At 62.0% G+C, this 25,591-nt stretch carries 18 protein-coding genes and 1 tRNA gene; 16 read left to right on the top strand and 3 right to left on the bottom strand.

Features of this window, described 5'->3' with window-relative positions; genetic code table 11:
* The first annotated feature begins 148 nt into the window (after nucleotides 1-148).
* The 10 genes from G1C94_RS06075 to G1C94_RS06030 all read left to right on the top strand — a co-directional run bounded on the left by G1C94_RS06075 (nucleotide 149) and on the right by G1C94_RS06030 (nucleotide 17,049).
* Nucleotides 149-1,813: an ABC transporter substrate-binding protein gene (locus tag G1C94_RS06075; RefSeq protein ID WP_172146250.1), complete on the top strand. Its 1,665-nt coding sequence runs from the start codon at nucleotides 149-151 to the stop codon at nucleotides 1,811-1,813.
* Between the two features lie 48 nt (nucleotides 1,814-1,861).
* Entirely contained in the window at nucleotides 1,862-2,833 is a 972-nt protein-coding gene (locus G1C94_RS06070) for an ABC transporter permease (protein ID WP_172146247.1), read from the top strand.
* Nucleotides 2,833-3,711 (top strand): ABC transporter permease, encoded by an 879-nt coding sequence (locus G1C94_RS06065; protein WP_172146244.1) that lies wholly within the window; start codon nucleotides 2,833-2,835, stop codon nucleotides 3,709-3,711. Before G1C94_RS06070 ends, G1C94_RS06065 begins: the two co-directional genes overlap by 1 nt.
* On the top strand, nucleotides 3,701-4,495 hold the full coding sequence (locus tag G1C94_RS06060) for an ABC transporter ATP-binding protein (protein ID WP_172146241.1): 795 nt from the start codon (nucleotides 3,701-3,703) through the stop codon (nucleotides 4,493-4,495). The genes G1C94_RS06065 and G1C94_RS06060 overlap by 11 nt, the downstream gene beginning before the upstream one ends.
* Complete coding sequence (locus G1C94_RS06055; RefSeq protein WP_172146238.1) at nucleotides 4,488-5,258, top strand: ABC transporter ATP-binding protein; 771 nt, start codon at nucleotides 4,488-4,490, stop codon at nucleotides 5,256-5,258. The genes G1C94_RS06060 and G1C94_RS06055 overlap by 8 nt, the downstream gene beginning before the upstream one ends.
* 350 nt (nucleotides 5,259-5,608) lie before the next feature.
* Nucleotides 5,609-6,619 carry a pyridoxal-phosphate dependent enzyme gene (locus G1C94_RS06050; protein WP_172146235.1) on the top strand — a complete coding sequence of 337 codons (1,011 nt, stop codon included), beginning with the start codon at nucleotides 5,609-5,611 and terminating at the stop codon, nucleotides 6,617-6,619.
* Between the two features lie 35 nt (nucleotides 6,620-6,654).
* Nucleotides 6,655-7,836, top strand: coding sequence for a cystathionine gamma-synthase (locus tag G1C94_RS06045; RefSeq protein ID WP_172146232.1), 1,182 nt, complete (start codon nucleotides 6,655-6,657; stop codon nucleotides 7,834-7,836).
* A gap of 1,230 nt (nucleotides 7,837-9,066) precedes the next feature.
* A complete protein-coding gene (locus G1C94_RS06040) occupies nucleotides 9,067-15,129 on the top strand; it encodes an InlB B-repeat-containing protein (RefSeq protein ID WP_172146229.1) in 6,063 nt (2,020 codons plus the stop codon).
* A 410-nt stretch (nucleotides 15,130-15,539) separates the two neighbouring features.
* On the top strand, nucleotides 15,540-15,896 hold the full coding sequence (locus G1C94_RS06035; RefSeq protein ID WP_253902350.1) for a hypothetical protein: 357 nt from the start codon (nucleotides 15,540-15,542) through the stop codon (nucleotides 15,894-15,896).
* Nucleotides 15,897-16,284: 388 nt separating this feature from the next.
* The gene (locus G1C94_RS06030; RefSeq protein WP_172146226.1) at nucleotides 16,285-17,049 is read left to right on the top strand and encodes an HD domain-containing protein; all 765 of its coding nucleotides are present in this window, start codon (nucleotides 16,285-16,287) and stop codon (nucleotides 17,047-17,049) included.
* 49 nt (nucleotides 17,050-17,098) lie between these two features.
* Here G1C94_RS06030 and G1C94_RS06025 read toward each other — a convergent pair whose 3' ends face one another.
* On the bottom strand, nucleotides 17,099-18,259 hold the full coding sequence (locus tag G1C94_RS06025; protein WP_172146223.1) for an ATP-binding protein: 1,161 nt from the start codon (nucleotides 18,257-18,259) through the stop codon (nucleotides 17,099-17,101).
* 344 nt (nucleotides 18,260-18,603) lie between these two features.
* Between G1C94_RS06025 and nucS the strand changes: the two genes are divergently transcribed.
* The gene (gene nucS, locus G1C94_RS06020) at nucleotides 18,604-19,308 is read left to right on the top strand and encodes an endonuclease NucS (RefSeq protein ID WP_172146220.1); all 705 of its coding nucleotides are present in this window, start codon (nucleotides 18,604-18,606) and stop codon (nucleotides 19,306-19,308) included.
* A 99-nt stretch (nucleotides 19,309-19,407) separates the two neighbouring features.
* On the opposite strand, the gene G1C94_RS06015 is transcribed toward nucS, so the two are convergent.
* Nucleotides 19,408-20,376 (bottom strand): FKBP-type peptidyl-prolyl cis-trans isomerase, encoded by a 969-nt coding sequence (locus tag G1C94_RS06015; protein ID WP_172146216.1) that lies wholly within the window; start codon nucleotides 20,374-20,376, stop codon nucleotides 19,408-19,410.
* Nucleotides 20,377-20,445: 69 nt separating this feature from the next.
* On the opposite strand from G1C94_RS06015, the gene G1C94_RS06010 reads away from it, so the two are divergent.
* The 3 genes from G1C94_RS06010 to G1C94_RS06000 all read left to right on the top strand — a co-directional run bounded on the left by G1C94_RS06010 (nucleotide 20,446) and on the right by G1C94_RS06000 (nucleotide 23,971).
* A complete protein-coding gene (locus tag G1C94_RS06010) occupies nucleotides 20,446-21,879 on the top strand; it encodes a hypothetical protein (RefSeq protein ID WP_253902349.1) in 1,434 nt (477 codons plus the stop codon).
* Nucleotides 21,880-21,881: 2 nt separating this feature from the next.
* Nucleotides 21,882-22,886, top strand: coding sequence for a DUF8094 domain-containing protein (locus G1C94_RS06005; protein WP_172146420.1), 1,005 nt, complete (start codon nucleotides 21,882-21,884; stop codon nucleotides 22,884-22,886).
* Nucleotides 22,887-22,996: 110 nt separating this feature from the next.
* A complete protein-coding gene (locus tag G1C94_RS06000) occupies nucleotides 22,997-23,971 on the top strand; it encodes a tetratricopeptide repeat protein (RefSeq protein WP_172146407.1) in 975 nt (324 codons plus the stop codon).
* A gap of 166 nt (nucleotides 23,972-24,137) precedes the next feature.
* Here G1C94_RS06000 and G1C94_RS05995 read toward each other — a convergent pair whose 3' ends face one another.
* A complete protein-coding gene (locus tag G1C94_RS05995) occupies nucleotides 24,138-24,752 on the bottom strand; it encodes a CYTH domain-containing protein (RefSeq protein ID WP_172146213.1) in 615 nt (204 codons plus the stop codon).
* Nucleotides 24,753-25,016: 264 nt separating this feature from the next.
* Between G1C94_RS05995 and G1C94_RS05990 the strand changes: the two genes are divergently transcribed.
* Nucleotides 25,017-25,089, top strand: a tRNA-Arg gene (locus G1C94_RS05990).
* A gap of 62 nt (nucleotides 25,090-25,151) precedes the next feature.
* Complete coding sequence (locus tag G1C94_RS05985) at nucleotides 25,152-25,541, top strand: Rid family detoxifying hydrolase (protein WP_172146210.1); 390 nt, start codon at nucleotides 25,152-25,154, stop codon at nucleotides 25,539-25,541.
* Nucleotides 25,542-25,591 lie beyond the last annotated feature (50 nt).

Here is a 25,591-nt window from a genome sequence, read left to right as displayed (position 1 = left end):
GCCGCCTCGGGCACGGATGTCGGCGGGTGTTGGGGTTATAGTGGAGCGTGGCGATCGACCCGATTAGGGCGGTCAGCCGAATGCAATCATAATTAACCTGACATGAGGGTCGTGCGCGGCTGCGGGCGGCCTGTGTGAAGGACATGCCATGTCTGAAAATAATGGTGTGTACGGCGAAGCCGACGCAACCGAAGAGAAGAGCAGTGCCAATGGCACCGAAACAACCCAAAACGCCGCCAGCACGGACGAGAGTCTGAACGCTCGCGTCAAACAGCCGAAGAGAGGCAAACCCAAGTATTGGCTATGGGTGATTGTCGCGGCGATTGCGGCCGTCGCCGTCGTCGTGGGCGTGTGTGTGGCGCGAGGCAGCACAAGCGGCTCGCAAACCGGCGAGGCGAGCGACACCATCAGCGATACCCTCACCATCGGCCTCAAACTTGCGCCGGTCAGCCTCGATATCCGCCAACAGTCCGGCACCGCCCTCGAACAGGTGTTGATCGGCAATGTGTACGAAGGGCTTGTCTCGCGCGGCTCCGACAACAAGGTGCAGCCCGGCCTGGCCAAAAGCTGGGATATTTCCACCGACGGCAAGACCTATATGTTCCACCTGAACGAACACATGAGCTTCTCCAACGGCGACGACCTCGACGCCGAGGACGTGGCCTGGTCCATCAACCAACTCAAGGAACAGCAGTATTACAATGCCGACCAAGTCGCAAGCCTTGAGCGCGCCGAAGCCGTGGACGCGAACACCGTGCGGCTCACGCTGAGCAGCCCCGATTCCAATCTGCTGTGGTATCTGACGGGCCGCCCCGGCCTGGTGTTCGACAAAGACGCGCAATACGACGCGAAAACCCAAGCCCTCGGCTCGGGGCCGTACACCGTCGAATCCTTCGATTCGGCCGACAAAATGGTGCTCAAAGCGAACCCGAGCTATTGGGGCAGCGAGCACAAGGCCAAAACCGAGCGCGTGGTGCTGCGCTTCCTGCCCGACGACAACGCCGGCGTCAACGCCCTGAAAAGCGGCGACATACAAGTGCTCCTGCCGGTGAACGCCACGCTGGCAAAGTCGCTGGACGCCACGAATTTCAAGACAGTCGTGGACGAGGGCAGCGACAAATTCACACTCGTTTTCAACTGCGCGAACGACAAGCTGGCGGACAAGCGCGTGCGTCAGGCCATTCGTCACGCCATCAACCACGAGGAAATCATCGCCTCGCGCGGTGGCGTCGATGCCGCGCTCGGCGGGCCGATCGCGTCCGTCGACCCCGGCTACGAGGACTTGACCAGCCTGTACCCCCACGATGTGAGCAAAGCCAAGCAACTGATGGCCGCAGCGGGCTACTCCACCGACCATCCGCTCACGCTCACCCTCACCTACGCCAACACCTACGGCACCGAGCTGGGCGATCAGTTGCGCAGCCAGCTCGCCGCAATCGGCATCGACCTGAAGATCAACTATGTGGAGTTTTCCACCTGGCTCAAGGACGTGCACTCCAACGGCGATTATGAGCTGTCGCTGGTCGATCATGCCGACAGCCACGATTTCTACAAGTGGGCCACGCCCAGCTACTACTATCACTACGACAACAAGGAAGTGCAGGAGCTGTACGCCAAGGCGCTCGCCGCCACCGACGAAGCGACCGGCGAAAACTACCTGAAGCAGGCGGCCAAGCTCGTCAGCGAGGACGCGCCCGCGGACTGGTTGTTCAGCTATCGCGCGTCCGTCTCCTACGCCAAGGGCGTGCAGGGCTTCCCTGACAAGCTCAGCCAGATTGTGTTGCCGCTGTGGCAGATCACCTACGTGAAGTAAAACGCGAAGTAAGTACGTTAAGTAACACATCAAGCAAAAGGAGCCGGTATGCGGTTCATGGTGCGCCGGCTAGCGCTGTTTGCGGCGGCATTGGTGGGGTTGTCCCTGCTGGTGTTCGTCGTGCTGCGCGTACTGCCGGGTGACGTGGCGGCGGTGATGGCCGGCACGAACGCCACGCCGGAGCGCATTGTCTCCCTGCGCGCCCAGATGGGGCTGGATCGCTCGTATGCCGCGCAATATCTCGACTGGGCGGACGGCCTGTTTCACGGTGATTTGGGCACTTCGGCCATCGGCGGCAAGTCGGTGGCCTCGCAGGTCGGCACGCGCGCGGGCGTCACGTTCCCGCTGATCGTGCTCAGTCTGCTGATTGCGCTGGCTATCGGCCTGCCGCTGGGTTGCGCCGCCGTGCTGACCCGCAACGAGCGCCTGCGCGGGGTGTTTCATGTGGTGGCGATTGTCGGCGGTGCCGTTCCGGCGCTGTGGAGCGGGCTGTTGCTGATCCTGCTGTTCGCGCGTGGCGTCGGGCTTTTTGGCGTGTTCCCCTCGCAAGGGTTCCCGGCCGACGGCTGGTCGAACCCGGGGCAGGCGTTGATGGCGCTCGTGCTCCCGGCGTTGGCGACGGGCCTGACAGCCGGTGCCGGCCTGATGCGCTACACGCGCGCCGCGCTGGGCGAGGCCGCCTCCAACAGCGCCGTCGATATGGCCATGGCGTGCGGCATGACGCGCGTACAGGCGTTGCTGCGCGTGGGGCTTCGGCTGGCCCTGCCGCAGCTCGTCTCGGTGTTCGGCCTGATGTTCGCGCAGATGATCACCGGCGTGATGGTGATCGAAAGCCTGTTCGCTCTGCCGGGGCTTGGCGCGATGCTCGTCACCGACGTAGGCAACCGTGACCTGCTTGCCGTGCAAAGTGAGCTGTTCCTGCTCGCCGCGTTCTTCCTGCTGCTGGGGTTGCTGGTCGATTTGGCGCACCGCGTGCTCGATCCGCGCTTCAAAACGGCGCGTTCGAGGGAGGTGGGCTGATGGCGACGCTGCGTGTGACATTACGTGTGATATTGCGTTCGATGTGGCGGCGTGCGGGCGGCCGATACTCGCTGATCGTGCTGGGATTATGGGTGCTGGTCTCGCTGGTGTCGCTGGTCTGGACGCCATATTCCCTACTGGCCACCGATGGCTTCCATGTCTGGAGCAAGCCTTCCGCCGCGCACCCGCTGGGCACCGATGGCGTGGGTGCCGATGTGCTGAGCTGGCTGATGGCCGGTTCGCGCACGAACCTCATCATCGCCGCTCTCAGCGTAATCGTGGCCGCCGCGTTCGGGTTGCTGCTGGTCGCCGCGATGGTGTCACGCCACGGCGCATTGTCCGCCGTGTCGGTGGTGCTGGTCGATGCGCTGATTTCCGTTCCCACCGTTCTGGTGGCGCTGATTCTTTGCGTGCCGTTCGGCGCGTCCGCCGCGGTGATTGTGGCCGCATGCGGCTTCGCCTACGGGCTGAACCTGGCTCGCATCCTGCGCCCCTCGGCCATGCTCGCCGCACGTTCGGCGTATGTGCAATCGGCCTTGCACTCCGGCATGCCGGCCGCGCGCGTGTTCCTGACGCATATCGTGCCGAACACCCTGCCGGTGCTGGTGGTGCAGCTGTCGATGAGCGCGGGCACTTCGATTCTGGCTGAAGCCGGGCTGACTTATCTCGGCATCGGCGTGGGCGCGGGCGTGCCCAGCTGGGGGCATTCGCTGGCCACTTCGGTGAAGTTCGTCGGCATCTATCCGCTGACGGTGCTGTGGCCCGGCTTGGTGGTGACGGCGGTCGTCGTCGCGCTCAACCTGCTCGGCGACGCCCTGCGCGATGCCGCCGACCCGCTCGCCAATCCCGCGTTGCGAGGAGGCCAAGATGAGCGTTGAGATTCGCAATCTGAATATCACCATCGGTTCCAAGCCCATCGTGCATGATATCGATATGGATATCGCTGACGGCGAGCGGGTCGGTTTGGTCGGCTCCTCCGGTTCCGGCAAATCGATGATCGCCAAAGCCCTGATGGGCTTATTGCCCGCGAACGCTTCGGCCGACGGCTCGGTGCGCGCGGGCGGCGCGCAGTTGATCGGCGCAAACGATACCGACATGGCCGACTTGCGCGGGCGCTATATGGGCATGGTGTTCCAGAATCCCGCCGCCGCGCTGAACCCGGTGACGACGGTCGCCCAACAGGTCGAGTTGCCGTTGCGACTGCATTATGATCTGTCGGCCCCAGAGCGGCAGGAGCGCGTCAAGACCATGCTGAGCAAGGTCGGCTTGCCCGAAAGCGCACTGGGCAAATATCCCCATGAACTCTCGGGCGGCCAGGCGCAGCGCGTCGGCATCGCCACCGCGCTCATCACTTCGCCGCGCCTGATCATCGCCGACGAGCCGACCACGGCGCTTGACGCCATCACCCAACGTCAGATCGTCGACTTGCTGACCTCGCTCGTCGACGACGCGGGCGCGTCCATGCTGTTCATCACCCACGATTTCGCCGTGCTGGCACGCGCCACCACACGCTGTTATGTGCTCGAAGACGGCGCGATGGTCGAGAGCGGCGCGACGGCCGATCTGCTCGACCATCCGCACACCGAGCAAGCGCGCAAACTGGTCGCAGCCGCCCGCGAGCTCACGTTGCATCGTCAGGAGGCGGAGGTGCATCATGGCTGAGATATTGCTTCAAGGCAGTGGCATCAACAAGTCGTTCGGCGCACGCGGCGCTCGCAGACAGGTGCTGTTCGACGTCGATGTGGATGTGCGCGCGGGCGAATGTCTGGCCGTTATCGGCGGTTCGGGCTCCGGCAAAACAACGCTGACCCGCATTCTGCTCGGGCTGGAAACCGCCGATTCGGGTGTGGTCGAATATCGTGGGCACAACATTGCCGAAGGCCGTCAAGGGTTGAGGATGCTGCGCGAGGAGTCCGGGCTGGTATTCCAAGACCCGTTCTCCTCGCTCGACCCGCGCTGGCGCGTGGGGTCGTCGGTCGCCGAACCGCTGAAACTGCGGCGCAAAAAACTGCCTTCCGCCGCCGTCAAACAACGCGTGGCTGAGGTGTTGGGGCTAGTGGGCCTTGACTCCGCCACATTGGGCAGCCGATATCCGATCGACCTGTCCGGCGGCCAGGCGCAGCGTGTCGCCATCGCGCGCGCGATAGTCGCCAAGCCGAAGGTAGTGCTCGCCGACGAAGCGCTGAGCGCCATCGACGTGGCGGTTCGCGTGCAGATTCTCGACGCATTCGCCGCCATCCGCCGCGCGGATCCGGATATGGCGCTCATCATGGTCTCCCACGATTTGGGCGTGGTGCGGCACATCGCCGACCGCATACTCGTCCTGCACGAGGGGCGCGTGGAAGAGAGTGGCCCCACCGCGCGTCTGCTCGCCCACTCCCAATCCGCGTACACCCGTCGCCTTATCGAAGCGGCCTCGCTGTAATCCCACCGCGGTTCATCATACGGACGGCGCGGCGTCGATGTCAGGGGGAGTGCTATGGTGGGCGTCATGCAGTTCATTTCATGTTGTTGTCGCTAACCGACGCCTCGGCGTGCGGTCAGTGACGCATAACTTGAAATAGAACGCTTCTCTTTGCGGCCAGTCGTCGCGATTGAATCCCCACAGTCTTGCCGAACAGCCAGTCGATTATTCATATCGATTGGGGGTATCTAACCCCAAATAATGGGGGATTCGCGAATACGTTCGATTTTCATCCAGAAGTTCCTGCCCGCCCGCTGAAAGGTGTCGGCTCTAGCACAACAAGCAAGGCGAATGTAAGGAACAGGACGAACATGACCATTCACAACAGCACATCCGAGCTGATTGGCGGCACGCCGCTCGTCAGGCTCAACCATGTGACCGACGGTGTGCGGGCCACCATTGCCGTCAAAGTCGAATATTTCAATCCGGGCGGCTCGTCCAAGGATCGCATCGCCGAGCGCATCATCGACGCGGCCGAGCGGAGCGGCGAGTTGCAGCCGGGGGGCGTCATCGTCGAGCCGACTTCTGGCAACACCGGCGTCGGGCTGGCGATGGTGGCCCAACAGCGCGGATATCGCACGATTTTCACCCTGCCTGACAAGGTTTCCGAAGCCAAGCGCGCGGTGCTGCGCGCCTACGGAGCTGAAGTCATCGTCACGCCCACCGACGCCGGCCCGGACGACCCGCGCTCCTATTATCAGGTGGCCGAGCGCCTGGCCAAGGCGATTCCGGGTGGCTGGCGTCCCAACCAATACAGCAATCCCAACGGGCCGTTGAGCCACTATCACACCACCGGGCCGGAAATCTGGCAGGCCACCGACCATAAGGTTACGCACTTCGTCGCCGGCATCGGCACAGGCGGCACCATCAGCGGCACCGGGCGCTACTTGAAGGAAGTCTCGGGCGGCGCGGTGCAGATTGTCGGTGCCGACCCGCAAGGCTCCATCTATTCCGACCCGACCGACGTGCACCAATACGACATCGAGGGCGTGGGGGAGGACTTCTATCCCAAGGCCTTCGACCGCGAACTGCCCGACGAAATCGTGCAGGTCACCGATGCCGAAGCCTTCGAGATGACGCGGCGCCTGGCCGCCGAAGAAGGGCTGCTGGTGGGCGGCTCGTCCGGCATGGCAGTCGTCTCCGCGCTTCACTACGCGCGCGAGCACAACTTGGACGAGCATCAACTCGTCGTCGTGCTGCTGCCGGATTCCGGGCGCGGATATATGGAGAAGATCTTCAACGACGATTGGATGCGCGCCCACGGGTACGGCGACGTCGTGGAGCGCACCACCCGCCCCTCCCTCGCTCAGCAATATCTGTAAATAACAAGCCAAAACAACACAGCAAAGGAACCAAAATGACCATCGCAACCAACCAAGCGGCCCTGAACGCCTCCGCCCTCGCCACCCGCGCCATCCACGCCGGCCAGGAACCCGACCCCATCACCGGTGCCGTCGTCACGCCCATCTATATGACCTCCACCTTCAAGCAGGACGGCGTCGGCGGCCTTCGCGGCGGCTATGATTACAGTCGCTCAGCCAATCCCACCCGCAACAGCTTCGACGCGCAACTCGCCGCGGTGGAAGGCGCCAACTACGCGCTGAGCTTCGCCTCCGGCCTGGCCGCCATCGACGTGTTGTTGCGCGCCACGTTGCAGCCCGGCGACAACATCCTGCTCGGCAACGACGTGTACGGCGGCACCTACCGCCTATTGTCAAAGGTGTTCGTGCCGTGGGGCATCGGGCTTGACGTGGTCGACATCACCGATGTGCCTGCCGTCGCCGCCGCGCTCGCGGCCAAGGACTACCGCTACGTCTGGGTGGAAACCCCGTCCAACCCGCTGCTCAACATCACCGATATCGCCGCCGTCGCCGCAGCGGCGCACGCGCACGGCGCAAAAGTGGTGGTGGACAACACCTTCGCCTCGCCGGTGCTGCAACACCCGCTGGCCGACGGCGCGGACGCGGTGGTGTATTCCACCACCAAATACATCGGCGGCCACTCCGACGTGGTGGGCGGCGCCGTGGTCTTGAACGACAAGGAGACCCGCGACGCGGTTGCCTTCCTGCAGAACTCCGCCGGCGCGGTGCCCTCCCCGTTCGATTCGTGGCTGGATATCCGCGGCCTCAAGACGCTTGAGTTGCGCGTCAGGCAGCACAGCCGCAACGCGATGAACATCGCCCAGTGGATGGAAAGCCGCCCCGAGTTCGAGCGCGTGTGGTACCCGGGGCTTGAATCGCACCCGGGGCACGAGATCGCCGCGCGCCAGATGCGCGGCGGGTTCGGCGGCATGATCTCCGTGCAGCTTGCGGGCGGGTTCGAGGCGGCCAAGCGCTTCGTCGGTGCCGCCGAGATTTTCACGCTGGCCGAGTCGCTGGGCGGCGTCGAATCGCTGATCGAGCACCCCGGCGCCATGACCCACGCCTCCGTGTCCGGCACCACGCTTGAAGTTCCGGCCAATCTGGTGCGCCTGTCCGTCGGCATCGAAGAGGCCGACGACCTGATCGCCGACCTGGACCAAGCCCTCCGTCGTCTATAACTCGAAAGATAGCGACAAACAGCCCAGTTGAACCGCCCCCGCCTATTGGTCTGAATCTCCCAGTCCAACAATCGAGGCGCGGTTCAACGTGCCGGTGTCCGTTTAGCTCGGCTGGAAGAGTGTTGATTGTCCGCGGCTTTCATGGGTTGCGGACTTTTTGCTGGCCGGCCGCCTGCTGAAAGGCTGTTCCGAGCGCGCCCCGAGTCGCGGCGTCCGTTTTCGTCGTTCTCAGTATGCATATCGCCATTTCGTTTTCAGTGTGCGTTTTGCTGTTCCGTTTTTGGTTCTCGTGTTGTTTGACTAGTCCGGTGTCTGCGGCGGATGTTGCCGTGTTCGACACCCCTCGGACGAACAGCCCAGTGGGCTGTTCGTGTCGATATCAACGGGCGACGCCGGTTTGGCGGTAATAGTCCGTCCCGTGTTCTCTGTAGACCCATGCTAACGTAGTGAACTCGTTCCCTGCGTGCTTGAGTCACAGTGTCCGTTGCTACGTTCTCGGTTTGTCTTAAGTCGCAGTGCGTTTGCTATTGTTCCTGGTTTGTCTTGGGCTGCAGTGCTCGTTGTCTTCGTTCTTAGTGGGTTCCGTTTAGTTTTCGTGTTGTTTGACCCGTTCCGGTGTTTGGCGGCGGATGTTGCCGTGTTCGACACCCTCCGGGCCGGTAGGCCAAGTCTTACGTCTCACACGTCAACATCCGCCTAAGTTATTTTGGCCGTAGCCGGTTTGTCACGCCTTGGGCCCCCGCTGGCGGGGGCTGTCGCGCGGATGCGCGACTGGGGGTGGTCCCACTAGGCACGTGTTTGGTCCAACCACCCTCAGTCAGCCTGACGGCTGACAGCTCCCGCCAGCGGGAGCCCTAGGCTGATCCGTCCCTTGCCTTCTCCGTCACGTTGAGGGATTCGGGTGGGCTTGTTCCTTTTTTGTGGGTGTTGGGTTTTTGTGGCGTGTCTTTTTTCTGGGGTTTGGTTTTTGGCGGGACTGGTGGTTTTCGGGGGTTCGTGTCGATTGCTGGGACGTGAGTTTCGCGACCTCGCTGTCGCGGGGGGGGGTAGTTTTCAGGGCTATTGGTGACCCCCGTCCCACCGGGACGGCCGGATATTCCGGTCGGCCGGTGCGTGGGGTTTCCTCCTCCCCTGACCGGGAGGGCGCTTTTCGCGCGCGAGATTCGCGCGGGAAAGCGTCGTCTGTTGGGGGAGGGTTGGTTGAAGAAAAAGAAATTTTAGGAGTTTCTTATGGTGAGATTTTCATCTCAAAGCGGTCTGGGGCGCGGTTTGTCGCGTTGGCTGGTTGCCGTGCTGGCTGCCGGGTTGGCTGCGCTGATGGTGCTGGCGGTGGCGGTGCCCGCGGTGTGGGCTGCCGACAAGCCGTCGGTGACGCTCAACGAGAACAGGAAGACCAATGTCCAGGCCGGTAGCGATACGGTGGACGCGTCGTACCAGTTGGGCAACGCGAGCGTGTCGGGCTCTAATAGCTCGTATGTCGTGGTGCAGGTCGACTCCGGCTACTTCATCCCGGCTGCTGCTGCGCCGGGCAGTGCTGAGGCGCAGGATGCGTTGAGCGGCGAGTCGGACTCGTATGGCTCGTATGTGGACGGCGCTGATGTGAAGGCCAACGGGAAGTACACGTATGTGACGTTCAAAATGCCGAAGGGCGGCGCGGATATCACGGCGGATCAGTTGCAGACGTATTTGCGGGGTTTGACGTTCTATACGGACGGTGACACGGAACAGAAGGTGTCGGTCACCGTCGTGGGCAGCTCGCTGAGCGCCTCGTACAACAACAAAGATTACGAGGCGGTCTTGTATAACGGCCACGCGTACATGTTCGTCGACCAGACTCTGCACTGGGATGAGTCGTTTGGTGCGGCGAAGACCATGAATTTTTATGGTGCGCAGGGTCATTTGCTGACTATTGAGTCGGCTGACGAGCACAACCTGATTTACAAGTCGTTCGGCAACGCTAAGGGTTGGATTGGTGCGACCCGTTTCACGACTGCGGCTCATGCGGGTGATGATCCCAACACGTACGATATCACCACCTATGAGTCGGACGCGGATTACGGTCAGAATTGGTATTGGGTGACGGGTCCGAGCGCCGGAACGAAGATCTGGAACGGCGCCACAAGGAAGGCTGGGTCCGCCACTAGCGCGTATAACAACTGGAGCGCCACTGAACCCAACAACGGTGGCAGTGGTGGTGGTGAAGGGTGTGCTCAGTATGGTCAAGGAGACACGGGCACATGGAATGATCTGAACAATACCATCTCCAATGTTATTGATGGTTTTTATGTTGAGTTTGAGAACTACGACTTGACGAATAGTGGCTCTGTGTCGTCTGCTACAACGCAGCGTGTTGATGTGTCGTATGATTTGGACGGTGGCCAGGTGTCGACTTCTGATACGGTGAGGAAGGCTGTGGTTGGTGGTGCGTATACCGCGACGCTGACCGCTACGGATAAGTCTCGTGTGTTGGATGCGTCGTCGGTGTCGGTGTCTGTTGGCGGCAAGGTGCTGGCGAAGGACACGGATTACACGTTCGATACGGCTACCGGCGAGCTGGCGGTCAAGGCCGAGAGTGTGACGGGCGACATATCGATCTCGGCGAAGGTGATGCGCAATGTGACGTTTGTGCTTGGCGAGGATGATACGGCGAAGACGTATGGTTCGACGGTTGCTCCCACGCCCCAGTCGGTGCCGTCCGGCAGCGCGTTGGGTGATACTGCGAAGAATCCGGCGTATGTCAAGCCCGTGGTGACGGTTAGCGGTGCCGGTAAGGCTGCTGGCAAGAAGTTCGTTGGTTGGAAGTCGAGTGTGGACAACGCCGTGTACACGGTCGACGAGGATACCGATGACCTGGCTGAGGTGGTGGTGTCGTCCGATGTGACGTTTACGGCTCAGTATGCGGATACGGATAAGATGACGGTCCGGTTCGATTACGCCGGCGGTGTGGATGCGGATAAGGCGTCGTCGAAGACGTTGACGGGTCGTGAGGGCACTTCGTATGATGTGCCGGTTCCGTCTCGTGCGGGTTACGCGTTCGCTGGTTGGACCACGACGTCGACGACTGTGAAGCCCCCGGCTACGGGCGATAAGACGGCGACGTATGCGGATGATGTGACGTTCACGGCCACGTGGACCGCGAAGCCCACCGAGGTGAAGTTCTCCGCGGGCGAGGGCGATAACAAGCACGGCGAGCTCAAGGACACGCCGGCCTCGTTGTCGGTGGTGACCGAGGAGAAGCTGAGCACGGATACGAACTATCCTAAGAAGAATGGTCCGACGGTGACGCCTGATGCCGGTTGGAGGTTCCTGTACTGGCAGTCGAGCGTGACCGATGCGGATAAGAACGAGACGTTGGGTCCGGTGTATCAGCCTTCGCAGGTTGGTGATTTGAAGGCTCAGGCTGGTTTGAAGTTCACCGCGGTGTACGAGCAGCTGCCTGAAGTGAGCGTGGTGTACAACTTCAACGGCGGTACCGACGCTGACAACAACACGTCCGTGACGCTTAAGGGCGTGGATGGCACCGAGTACACCGACGAGGCCAAGGCCAAGGTTCCGGATACGACGAAGCTGACCCGTACGGGTTACACGTTCGACAAGTGGGACACGACTGATACGGGCAAGTATGCGTCGAAGACGTATACGGCCCAGTGGAAGCAGAACACCAATAACGTGAACTTCGTGGTGGCCGAGAATGACAAGCACGGCAGTCTGACGGGCAACACGGGCTATCAGGTGTTGACCGGTGAGAAGGTCGGCGGCAAGCCGACGGTGACGGCTGATGGCGGGTATCGTTTTGTTGGCTGGGTGTCCAGCGAGAACCAGAAGGTGTATTCGCAGGACAGTGTGGACGCGTATGTCGTGTCGGGTGCGAATAAGGATATTACGTTTACGGCGAAGTTTGTGCCGGAGTCGAGTGTGGAGGTGCATTACAACTACGCCGGCGGCTACAACAAGAACAATGATTCGTCCCTGGTGTTGACCGGTTTGGAGGGCGCGGAGTATTCCGACGCGGACAAGACCGCCGCGGCGGAGGTTCCGACGCGTACGGGTTACACGTTCAAGCAGTGGGACAAGACCCTGTCGACGACGTATCAGTCGGTGACGTACACGGCCGAGTGGACGGTGAATCCGAATACGGTGACGTTCGACAAGGGCGATCACGGCACCGCGCTGGACAGCACCACGCAGTACACGGTGAACTCGGGCGAGAAGGTGCCGGGCGAGCCGACTGCGACCCCCGAGGCCGGTTACACGTTCGTGGGCTGGAAGTCCAGCGAGGACGGCCTGTTGTACGGCAAGGACGGTGTGAAGGATAAGTACGTCGTCTCCGGTCTGAACCCGGAGGTCACGTTCACCGCCCGGTACGAGCCGAACAACGGCGCGAAGGCCGTGTTCAACGCGAACGGCGGCCTGATCGACCAGAAGGACTCCAGTGTGACCCGTGAGGGCAAGCAGGGCGAGACCTATACCAAGCCCTCGAACCCGACGCGTGACGGTTACACGTTCGTCAAGTGGCAGGACGCGGACGGCAACGAGCCGACCGGCACGTACGCCACCGATGGCACGACAGTGTACGTGGCCCAGTGGGAGGCGGACTCGTATGGCCTGTCGTTCAAACAGGGCGATCACGGCGCGCTGACGGGCACCTTGGACTATAAGGTTGCCACGGACGCGAAGCTGGGCGATGCCGGTGTTGTGGCTCCGAAGGTTGAGTCGGAGGCCGGTTGGTCTCTGGTTGGCTGGCAGTCCGAGGAGTATGGTCTGGTGACTTCCGACCAGTTGGCCGGTCTGGTGATGCCGGCCAAGGGTGTGGAGTTTACGGCGCAGTATGCGCAGAACGCGACGGCCACGGTGACGTTCGGCTTCGACGGCGGCACGGATGCGGCTGGTAATGCGTGGACGATGCTGTCGGGTCCGCTGGGCACCAAGTATGATGTGCCCGCGAATCCGACGAAGGACGGGTACACGTTCAAGCAGTGGGACAAGCAGGTGTCTGGTACGTTCGACGAGGCGTCGCTGCAGGTGACCGCCCAGTGGACCGCGAACGAGAACACCCTGACGTTCAATAAGGGTGATCACGGCACGCTGAAGGGCACCACCGGCTACACGGTCGCCACCGACGCGAGCCTGAAGGACGCGAAGGTCACTGCCCCGACGGTCGCTTGCGAGGCGGGCTGGTCGTTCGTCGGCTGGCTGAGCGACGAGTACGGCCTGGTCACCAGCGACGAGCTGGCGAGCCTGACCATGCCCGGCAAGAACGTGACCCTGACGGCGCAGTACGTGCAGAATGCGACCGGTGTGGTGGTGTTCGCCTACAACGGCGGAACGGACAAGGACGGCAACGCGTCCAATATCCAGTCCGGCGCTTTGGGCACCGCGTACACCGTTCCGGCGGATCCGACCCGTACGGGTTACACGTTCGACGGTTGGGATCGGGATGTGAAGGGTGATAAGACGTTCACCCAGTCCATGCTGCAGATCAACGCCACGTGGAAGGCGAACACGTACAAGATCACGTACAAGCTCGACGGCGGCACGGATCCGAAGAACCCGACCTCGTACACGTATGGTGTGGGCGCGACCCTGAAGAACCCGACTCGCGAGGGTTACACGTTCGCCGGCTGGGCCGACGCGAACGGCAACCTCGTCAGCGGCATCAGCGCCTCCGACACCGGTGACAAGACGTTGACGGCCAAGTGGACGAAGAACGCGAGCACGGACGGGTTGAACCCGGATGGCGGTACGATCCCGTCGGATTGGACGGGTTCGGATGGCCAGTTGCCGATTCCGACTCGTGACGGCTATAAGTTCGATGGCTGGTTCGACGAGGACGGCAACCAGGTGACCACGCTGAAGGATGCGGTGGGCAAGAACCTGACCGCCAAGTGGACGAAGATCGACGACGCGTTCGACCCCGGCGACGGCACCCTCCCCAAGGACTGGACCGGCGCGGACGGCGAGCTTCCCACCCCGACGCTGCCCGGTTACAAGTTCGACGGCTGGTACGACGAGGACGGCAACCAGGTCACCACCGTCAAGGACGCGGTCGGCAAGAAGCTGCACGCGAAGTGGACGAAGATCGACGACGCGTTCGACCCCGACGGCGGCACCCTGCCCGACGACTGGACCGGCGAGGACGGCGAGCTGCCGACCCCGAGTCGTGACGGTTACCGTTTCGACGGCTGGTACGACGAGAACGGCAACAAGGTCACCACATTGAAGGACGCGGCCGGCAAGAAGCTGACCGCCCACTGGACCAAGCTGCCCACGACGTTCGACGTGGACGGCGACGTGACCCTGCCCGACGACTGGACCGGCGAGGACGGCAAGCTGCCCGTTCCCACCAAGCCTGGTTACAAGTTCGACGGCTGGTACGACGAGGACGGCAACCCCGTCACCAACGCGGACGACGCTGCCGGTAAGAAGCTGCACCCCAAGTGGACCCCGATCGACGAGGGCTTCAACCCGGACGGCGGCACCCTGCCGGACAACTGGACCGGCGAGGACGGCAAGCTGCCGATCCCCACCAAGCCTGGTTATAAGTTCGATGGCTGGTATGACGAGGACGGCAACCTGATCACGAACACCGAGGATGCGGCCGGCAAGAAGCTGCACCCCAAGTGGACCCCGGTCGACGAGGCCTTCGACACCGACGGCGGCAACCTCCCCTCCGGTTGGACCGGTGAGGACGGCAAGCTGCCGATCCCCAGCAAGCAGGGGTACAAGTTCGACGGCTGGTACGACGAGGACGGCAACCTCATCACCAACACCGAGGACGCGATCGGCAAGAAGCTGCACGCCAAGTGGACCAACGTGGCGGACGCGTTCGACGTGGATGGCGGCAACCTGCCCAGCAACTGGACCGGCGCTGACGGCAAGCTCCCCCTGGCGTACAAGCCCGGCTATAAGTTCGATGGCTGGTATGACGAGCAGGGCAACCTGATCACCAGCGTCGAGGACGCGATCGGCAAGAAGCTGCACGTCAAGTGGACCAGCGTGGCGGACGCGTTCGACCCGAACGGCGGTAACATCCCCGCCGACTGGACCGGTGAGGATGGCAAGCTGCCGACCCCGACGCGTGACGGCTACAAGTTCGATGGCTGGTACGACGACGAGGGCAACCTGGTCACCAGCGTCGAGGATGCGATCGGCAAGAAGCTGCACGCCCGCTGGACCAAGGTGAACGCCCTGGCCTCCACCGGCGCCACCGGCTTCGCCGCGGGCCTGACGGCCCTGGCTCTGGCCGCTACCGGCTTCGCCGCTAGCGCCCTGCGCCGCCGCCGCTCCCACTGACCGTGACCTGGCCGGCCGGGCTCAACCCCCCCGGCCCGCCGGCTAGGCCGGGCTTGACCGCCCGGCCGCCGGATCGGGCCTGACCCCCGGCTGGCCAGTTGACGGCCCCGAAAGGCGGGGGACCGCGAGGTTCACGCCCCGCGGTTCCCCGCCTTTCCTCATATCCCCCAATCCCGGTTTTGCGTCCCTTGGCCCCGCTGGACGAAGAGCCCTGTGGGCTCTTCGTGGCAGCGAGCAGCGATAGCGTTGCGAGCGTCGCATAAGACGTCGGGGGCTGTCGGCCGCAGGGCCGACTGGGGGTGGTGCGGGCGTGGTCACGTGACTGGCGTGACCACCCCCAGTCGCGCATTCGCGCGACAGCCCCCGCCTGCGGGGGCCTGTAATTCTGAATTGTTTGAAAGGGACGGTGCATGATGCCTGAGCCGCAAAGTTTCACGTCGGGTCAGCGGGCGTATTTGTCGTCGTTGGCTGCGGTGGACAGTATTGACGCGTCCTCGCGCATCCGCTACGCGGACTGGTTCCGCGTCGAGTGCATGCGCCGCTACCGGGAGGGCGAAAAGCCCGCGGCCCTGTTCCGCGAGGCCGGCCTGGATCCCAAGATCGTCGGCTACAAGCGCATCGAGCGCGCCTTCGCCCGCTGGAAGCAGTCTCCCGACCTATCCGCGCCGCAGGGCAAGGCCTTCGACCCGCGCGACCAGCTCATCGCCGCCCAGGCTCTGCGCATCCAGGAACTCGAAGAGGAAGTCCGCACCCTCAAACAGGAATAAACGCGCTACCCCAAGCGGACATAATTGCGTTATTCTCAACGAACATAAACGCGCGCTACTCTCAAGCGAACACAGACGCGTTACCCCCAAACAGACATAGACGACTTTCGGAGCGGATGTCGCTGTGTGAGACGTAAGACTTGGCCTACCGGCCCGGAGGGTGTCGAACACGGCGACATCCGCTCCCAAGACACGTACATTGCCTATTTAACGTGTTTCCCGTTGTCTTTGTACAGTGCACCCCATGACGCGGTGTGCGATTTTGGCAGTTTGGCTATTTTAAGCCGTTTTGCCACACCGCGCCATGGGATTCAGCAACTCGAAGAAGAATATATAAACTCAAGGAAAAACGATAGCGGTGTGAATTGTGGTGCTTAAGATGGGCGGTATGGCTGGATATATTCCCACACTTGAGCAGGTTGACGAGTTGCACCGCAGGATTGCACCGAGCGATGCGGCGTATGAGCTGATTCACCTCCATTGCGTGATTGTGGCGCGGATTGCGCGCACGTTGGCGCGGCGGCAGAACGCGCTGTTCACGAGACGCTGCACATTGCCCAAGGACGCCGCCGAACTCGCCGGGCGCGCCTCGTCGGTGAACAACGGTGATGGCGAAAAGCTCCTGCACGCCGTACCCCCCACGGACGGCGTGACGGGCGGCAAAGTTCCGCCGCGCCTGATCGACGAGCGCCTCGTCGTCATCGGCGGCCTGCTGCACGATATCGGCACCTATCGCCTCCTGAAGCACGACGGCTCCGACGGCGAGCCGCTCGAGTTCGACGGCCCGCAATATATTAAGCATGGTCTGCTGGGCTACGAATACCTGCTTGAGCAGGGCGTGGCGGAGGAGATCGCCCAATTCGCGCGCAACCACACCGGCGTGGGGCTCACGCGCGAGGACGTGATTCGCCAGGGGCTGCCGTTGCTGCCCGCGGATTACGCCCCGGTCAACCTTGAGCAGGAGACGGTGATGGTGGCCGACAAATACAACAGCAAGTCGATCCCGCCCAAGTTCCTGACGGCCGAAGCTTACACAGAGCGCGCCGCGCGGTTCGGCGAGGTGAACAAACAACGCTGGCTCGACCTGCTCGACCAATACGGCACCGTCGACGTCGCCCCCCTCGCCGCCGAATACCACCTAGCAGTCATCTGAACCCAGCGCCCCAGCGCCCCCAGCGCCATCAGCGCCGCCAGCCAGCCCCTCACACCAGCTCGCTCAACTGCGGCAACCCAATCACCCTGCCGTGGCGGGTCTCAAACGCCTCGTCGCCGCCATACACCACAATCCGATGCTCGGCATCCACGCCCATCTGGTCGGCGATTTTGTCGATGTTCTTCCACGCATGCGCATCATATGTTGTGGAGGCTTTGGCCTCGATGACATATTGCGGCTCGCCCCCCTTCTCGATGATGAAGTCGATCTCCAAGCCCTTGTTGTCGCGCCAATAGAACAGACGCGGTGTGTCGCCTTTCATGTAATACTGTTTGACGATTTCCGCAACGACGGCGTTCTCGAAAATGTTGCCTCGCATCGGGCTGCTGTGGAGTTGTTCAGCCGATTCCATCCCCATCAGGTTGCAAGCCAGACCCGTGTCATAGAAATAGAGCTTGGGCGTTTTGGCGATCTGCTTGCCATAGTTTTTGTAGTAGGGCAGCAGCCGGAAGGCGATGAAGCTGGCTTCCAGAATGGACATCCATTCGTTCGCGGTCTGGCGGCTGATGCCACATTCCTGGCTGAAGTTCGCCGCGTTGAACGTCTCGCCGGTCAGGATGGCGCAGCGGCGCACGAATCTGTCGAAATCGGCGATTTTGCGCACGCCTAGCTCCGCGCGCACGTCGCGCTCGACGTATGTGGAGAAATAGTCTTTGTAGAAGCGGCTAGTGCGAATCTTCCCGGCGTAAAGGCGCGGGTATCCGCCCTTGAACAGCCATTGGGCGATTGGGGTGGCCGCCTGTGTGTGGTCGATCTCGGAATAGGCCAGCGGCAGGAGGTAGCGGACGGCGACGCGGCCGGCCAGCGTCTGCGAGATTGTCTTCATCAGCAGGAAATTCTGCGAGCCGGTCAGGATGAATTGCCCGTTGGTGCCGCGCTGATCCACGATGCCCTGAAGATAGGAGAACAGTTGCGGGGTTCTTTGCGCCTCATCGAAGATGACATGCTGGGAATATCGCTCCAGAAAGAACCGGGGATCATCGTTGAATTCAGCGAAGACGTCCGGATTCTCCATTGAGACGTATTGATAGTCGGGAAAGCAGTTCTTGACCAGGGTGCTTTTCCCGCTCTGCCGAGGGCCCGTCAGTGTGACGACGGGCATCTCGTTTGCGGAGAGCGCAAGCTCTTGTGCCAGAGTTCTCGTCAACATGGTCTAAGGCCTTTCATTGCAAGGGTTGTGCTATTGCTACTTTACAATCTGTACCGATTCTACTTTACAGATTTTACCATTCCTACTTTACAAATTATACCGTCGTTACTTTGCAGATCGTACCGTTCCTACTTTGCGATTTATACCGTTCCTACTTTACAATCTGTACCATTTCTAGTTTGCAATTTGTACCATCCTTACTTTGCAATTTATACCGTTTCTACTTTGCAATCTGTACCGGCAATTGCCGAGGCATCTTCTGCCACGTTGACAATAGAGCAAGCCCGCCTTCGCACCCGTGTGACGGTGGACGCGGTGTTTGAGGTGCGCTAGGGTGGTGGCTTATGCGCATTATCGTTGCCGACTGCTCCGCCGAATACTCCGGGCGCTTGAACGCCTCCCTGCCGCTCGCCAAGCGAGTCTTGCTCATCAAGGCCGACAACAGTCTGCTGATTTTCTCCGAGCTGGGGTCGTACAAGCCGCTCAACTGGATGGCCGCGCCCTGCACGCTCAAGGACATCACGCCCGCCGGCGCGGACGACGACATCGATACGCCCACACCGCAGAAGGTGCTGCGTGCGGCGGCGGACAAAAGTTCCGACGTGTTGGAAGTCACCCTGCAGCACATTTATTCCGACGAAACCTACGACTTGGGCAGCGACCCGGGCCTGATCAAGGACGGCGTCGAAGACCACTTGCAGCACTACCTGGCCGAGCAGATCGAGCGCATCGGCGCGGGCGCGAAACTGGTGCGCCGCGAATATCCCACGGCCATCGGCCCGGTGGACATCATGGCCATCGACGCCAACGGCGAGCACGTGGCCATTGAAATCAAGCGGCACGGCGGCATCGACGGCGTTGAGCAGCTCACCCGCTATTGCGAACTGCTCAACCGCGACCCGCTGCTCGCGCCCGTGCACGGCATTTTCGCCGCGCAGACCATCACTGCGCAAGCCCGCGTGCTCGCCGAGGACCGGGGCTTTCGCTGCTTGCTGCTCGACTATGAGGATATGAAAGGCACCGAGGACGACGCCCTGCGCCTGTTCTAAAAGTGATAAAAATGGCGGCTGGGCAAATAGCCGGCCGCCATGTATCTGCTTATCTGTCTGTCTGTCTATCTATCGGTAGATTCAGTAGTCTCAGTAGCCTCAGTACGAGGCAAGAATATCAACCACGAACACCAGCGTGGAATTCGCTGGAATCGAACCGCTGTCCGTGTCGCCATACCCCTTATCAGGCGGAATCACCAGCAGCACCTGCGAGCCGACCGTCTGGCCGATCAGCCCATCCTTCCACCCCTGGATGATCTGGCCGGACGACGACACATCGGCATCGAATGTCGTGTTCTGGTCCCACGAGGAATCGAACTGCGTGCCATCGGTCAGCCAACCGGTGTATTTCACCACGGCGGTGCTGGAATCAGTGATTTCCGCGCCCGCGCCCTTGATCAGCGTCTGCGTGATCTGCTCGTCGACCGAGCCCTGGCCGTTCATATCGATGGAGGGCTTGCCGTCCTCGCCCAACGTCACCTTCGGCAGATTCTCCGGCACGTCCGCGACCGCCTCGCCCGTGGCGCGCGTCAGATCCTTCGACTTGGAGATCAGCGTGTAAACCAGGATGTACGAGGTGCCCGAGCTGTTGGAATCATTGATGCCAAACGCGATGGAGGTGTTGAGCTTCTGCCCGACGATCGCGGTGTACGGCTCGATTGACTCCAGATTGGAATCGGACAACAGAATCGAACATTCGAGCGTGTTCTCCTCCCATGTGCTCATCAGCTCGGAGCCGTCTTTGACGTTGATCGCGATGCCCTGGGCGCACACACGGTCGCCCTTCTCGACGGTGTCGCCGTCGCCCTCCTGCAACACGGCGTAGGTGTTGTTTTGCACCGTCATCGGCGTTTTGAAGCTGACCGTCGGCTTCTCGCCGAGCTTGCCGGTGGCGGTGACGCCGGCGATCTGATTCATCTTCACCGAGGAGTTGGAGGACGAGCTTTCGGAACTTGAGCTGTTGGAATCCGACCCGTTCGAGCAGGCCGTAAGCGAAAATCCCATCGCCATCACGCAAACGACGGCCGCGAGGGAACGGAGTGTGGAAGAGAAGATATGTGTACGCATGAGACACCACCCTAGCCGAGAACCATGATTTTTCGGCTTTCGGACGATGTTGTTAGAATAAGGCGTGCTATGAGTTTTGAAGATCAAACCGACGAAACTGAACCCATGATTGCCGAGCGCCCTGAACATGGGGACGATGCCGCGCAACAGGATTCCGAATCTGCGGAGATTAAGCGCAAGAATCGTCATCGCGCGAAAATAATGCGCGGGGTGGTGACGCCGATCCTCGGATTGCTGGCGGTGGCTGCGATTGTTTTGGGAGCGTTGAACGCCACTATATGGAAGCCCAGTCGCGTGATTACCGCCACAGCGCAGGTTGCCGGCGAACAGTACATCGTCACCGACGCGAATGTGGAAGGGCTGGTGGACAGCCATGTGAAGGTCGACGTGGAGGCGAAGCATTCCGACACGGTCTGTGTGGCGCTCGCCGCTTCCAAGGACGCTGCCGGATGGCTGGGGAACGACGCCTACGCGCGTCTGACGGGGCTTTCCGATTGGACGACGCTGTCTGTTGAGAAGGTTGCCGCTCGCAGTGATAGTGATAGCGGTAACAATAGCGGCAATACGGGCGATAGCGATAGCGGCAGTACAGGCGATAGCAGCAGCAAAGACAGCGTGTCGTTCCAAGATTCCGATATGTGGCGTTCCGTGCAGTGCGGCAATGGCAAGGCGAGCATCGAGACGCAGGAAACGAACTCGACCGATGTGGTCTTTATCGATTTGGGCAAGGCGACGGACTCCGATGTGTCCTTCGAATGGACGCGCCAGGTGCTGCCGGACTTCGCCATGCCGATGTATTTCGTGGGTGGGTTGTTGGCCGTCGCGGCGGTGCTGACTGCCTCCGTGTTCGCCATGCCGCCGAGCCGGCGCCGCAAGCGTGCCGCTGTGCGGGGGGAGGCTCAGCCGGCGGACGACTCCGCCGCCGAGGCCGGGAAGGTGACGGTTGGCCAGGCTTTGGCGGGCAGTTTGAGCGGGTTCGCCTCGCTGTTTGGCCCCAAGCCGAAGCGCCGGCGTCGCCATGCGGCCGGGCGTGCCGCCGAAAGTGCTGCTGAAAGTGCCGTCGAAAGCGCCACCGAAAATATCGCTGAAAGTGCCGCCGCTGATGAAGAGACCTCGCAACCGGTGATTGTCGACCCGGCTTCGCGCAATCTGGTGGCGGATGCTGCCGATGCTGCGGATGCCGCCGAAGCCGCCGATGCCGCACAGTCGGCTGATATCGACGATGCCGCTGAGCAGACGGCCGCTGAGGAGACCGCGGTGATCAGTCCGGAGGAATTGCAGGCCTACTTTGCCCGTTTGGCGCAGGAAATCGAGGACGATGCCGCCGACGAAGCGCAGAGCGAGACGGTTGAGGCTGAACAGCCGGACGCGCCTGATAATACATCTGTCGAGCCAGGCGGCGAATCAGATGGCGAGCCATTGGAAGAGACGCAGGGCGCGCCATACTCCGGCGATAACGAGTCGGACGAATCGACCGAATCGACCAAGGAGGAGGAAGCCTGATGATGAAGCGAACCCTCACCAAACTCGTGACGGCCGCACTCGTTGCCGGCACGCTCGTCTCCCTTGGCGCCTGTGAAGGGCGGTTGCCCACAGTCCCAGCCGCGTCGTCCTCCGCGACGGCCGAACCCGACCTGACGCAAGAGCAGGAGAAGGCGATACGCAATAAGATTCTTGACGTCATCGAGAAAGCCGATGAATCGAAGAACACGGACGAACTGTCCACCCGCCTGACCGGCCCGCAACTCGAAGTGCGCACCAGCGAGATCAACATTGCGAAGGTGACCGGCAAGTTGCAGGCGAAGGCCTCCATTCCGCGGGACATGACACAAACCGTCATTCCCGTGAACAACGGCTGGCCGCGCGTCGTATTCACCGTCACCACCACCACAGACGACCAGCAGTCCAAGCGACTGATGGTGATGACCCAAAACTCCGCGAGGGAAAACTACAAGCTGTGGGGCGTGGCGCGACTGTTCCAAGGCGCGAAGTTGCCGAAGTTCGAAATTCCCAAGCTCGGCAGCGAGATGGGCACGGCGAAGGATTCCGAGCTCGTCGCCACCCCGGCTGACGCCGTCGCGCAATATTGCGACTTGCTGAACAAGGGCGATTCGAGCGAATACAAGAGCCAATTCGCCGACGATCTGTTCCGTCAGGATTTGAATAAGCTCAGCAGCACCGTGCAACAGGGCATGGAGGCGAACAACGGCACGCAGGAGCAGACGTTCACCGTGCCTGAAGACCAGATGAAGATCATGCGTTCCGCCGATGGTGGGGATTTGGTGGTTGCGCGCATCGACTCGACGTGGACGCGCCGGGCCGGTGACGGGCGCGAATCGCTTCCGGCATCCGACGAGGAGAAGGCGCTGTTTGGCGATGGCAAGGCCACCAGCGTGATGAAGGTCACGTATGTCAATGTGATTGCGTTGCATATTCCCGCGGCCGGCTCGGATCAGCAGATCACCGCCGTGGGGGCCGAGCGGCAGCCCGTCAAGGTGGAAGCGCTGTAAGGCGCGTGCGAGGCGCGCTGTAACGAGTACGCGAGGCGCGCTGTAAGGCTGTAGAGCTGTAAGGCTGTAAACGAACCAGGCAGGAGGCAGATATGGCAGATAAGGTAGGTATGGCAGGAGAACGCAAGTTCAATCCCGGGATGTCGCTCGCGGGGGCCGTTGACTTGGAGGCGCTCAAGCACCAAGTCAAGGCCGAGCCGGGGCAGGCCGGCGGCGCGCCGGCGGCTGGCGGCTACGTCGTCGACACCACGGAGAGCACGTTCCAGGCGATGGTGCAGACCTCATCCACCTTCCCGATTCTGATGTTCCTGTGGGTGCCCACCGACGACCGGCTGTTCCCGATGGCCCGCGCGCTCGCCGACGCGGTGAACGCGATGAACGGGCAGATTCAGCTTTCCCGCATCGATATCGCCTCGAACCCGCAGATTGCCCAGGCGTTGCAGGTGCAGGGCGCGCCGGCGTTGATCGCGCTGATTGGCGGTCGCCCGATGCCGCTGCTGCAGGGGCTGGTGAGCGACGAGGAGCTGGCGCAGATTGGCGAGCAGGTGCTGCCCAGGATCGTGCAGTTGGCGCAACAGGCCGGGGTCACCGGCACGGTGCCGTATTCCGGCGACCCGGATGCCGTCGAGGGCGATGGCGATGGCGGCTCGGCCGCTTCACCGGTTTCGGTGGTGCCGCCCGAGCATCAGGAGGCATACCAGTTGGCTCAGGCCGGCGATTATGCCGGTGCCGCCGCCGCATATGAGAAAGTGCTTGAGGCCGATCCCAATGACGCGCTCGCCGCGCGCGAACATGCCAAGGCGTTGCTGTTGGCGCGTTCCGGCTCCGCCGATGTGCGCGTGGTGCGCGCCGCGGCGGCCGACCGCCCGGACGATGTCGAGGCGCAATTGGCCGTGGCCGATGTGGACATGATCGGCGGCCAGATTCAGGACGCTTTCGACCGCTTGCTTGATTTCGTCGCGGCCGGGCACAAGGCCGACATCGAGCCGGTTCGCCAACGCTTGCTGGAATATTTCACGATTCCCGAGCCGGCCGACCCGCGCCTTGCCGCCGCGCGTCGCCGCTTGGCCACGTTGATGTACTAACTGATCTGCTCGCTGATGCATTAACTCGCTTACGTGTGGCAGCCATTCCTTGGTAACCCCGAGTAGCGGCGTTGAGAACTCAACGCCGCTACTTACGTTATCCGAAAAAGACTGCCACACGTAAGCGAGGTACACGTTTCCCGCCCTCTGAACGGGCCTAATACTCCTACTGTTCCATGGTGTTTGTGCCAAACAGCTGCTGAAACTGGGGGCCGTTCTTCGCCAGTTCGGCCTCGAACTCGCCGGCCCACTCGCCGAACGGATGCGCGGCCAGGCCATCGTTGTTGAACCGCGGCTGGTCGGTGATTTCAGTGACGCAGAACTTCGGAATCGTCAGGTTCGTCACAGGCGCGTTGCGCTCGGCTTCGGCGATAATCAGAGGCGCGTTCGTCCCACCGAACATATCCACGCTCCAGCCGTCTTGGGCGATCCATACGGCATAGCGGTTCTTGATGATGACCTCGCCGCCGCGCTTGATGAGCTCCACCGCAATGCCCGAGTCGATGGCGTGCTCGTTCTCGTAGCGCGTGCCGCCTACGGACGGCCCCTTGACGGTGACGAACGCTTCCGAGAACTGCTCGCGGTAAGCATCGAGCACGGCGAGCGGGTCGGTGCTCGCCGTCAACTCGCAACGGACGTGACGCGCGGTGACGCGCACGCGCAGCCCGTAGTTGCCCTCGTGCACGTAATAGCTCTGGATGATGAGGGTGGGGTCGTCGTCGTTGTATTCCGCTGGCAACTCGCGGCAGAAAAAGCGGCGTTCGTATTCAAAGTCGTTCATCGGATCGCTCATGATCTTAAGTCTAGGTGCATGTTCCCGCACGGCCGCGCTTTGCCCCGCGACGGCGCGTTGTCTCGTCCCCTCATGACGAACCAGACATATTAGCGTCCGATTGGTAACGAATCCGCATCTTGTGGCGGATCGGACGCTGTGGTGTCTGGTTGGTAACGAGGGCCGCGGTGCCCGTGACGAATCGGACACGCTGGTGTCTGATTCGTCATGCCCGGCGAATGCGCAAGGTGGTGTACAGTGGGGGAGTTGCACGGGTTTGTAGCTCAGTGGATAGAGCGTCTGTCTCCGGAACAGAAGGTCGTGGGTCCGATTCCCATCAAGCCCACCTGAAGAGCGCGACGCGTGATTCGCGCTATGGGTTCGTTATGGATTGAAAGGACACGACGAATGAGTGTTGTGATGGAAGGGGTTGCGACTTCGCAGGCACCGGCGGCCCTGGGTGCGTACAGCCAGGCGGTGAAGGCGAACGGTTTCGTATTCGTCTCTGGGCAGTTGGGCATCGACCCGGCCACCGGCGAGCTGGCGGGCGAGACGGCCGGCGAACAGGCGGCCCAGGCACTGAAGAACATCAAGCACATTCTGGACACTGCGGGCAGCGGCCTTGAGCGCGTGTGCCGTGCCACAATCTACATGAAGAACGTGGACGACTTCCACGAAGTCGACGCCGTTTACGCGCAGACCTTCACCGGTTCCGTCAAACCGGCCCGCGTGGCCTTCGGCGGCAACAACATTCCCAAGGGCGCCCTCGTCGAGATCGACGCCATCGCCGTGCTGTGATGCGCCCGCTGCGCGATGTGATTATGCGTTATGCACATGGTGCGTAGGGT

The organism is Bifidobacterium panos, from assembly GCF_012932445.1.
GTDB classification, from domain to species: Bacteria; Actinomycetota; Actinomycetes; order Actinomycetales; family Bifidobacteriaceae; genus Bifidobacterium; species Bifidobacterium panos.
The sequence above is the reverse complement of the archived record's forward strand: the minus strand, read 5'-3'. Positions and strand labels throughout refer to the sequence as shown.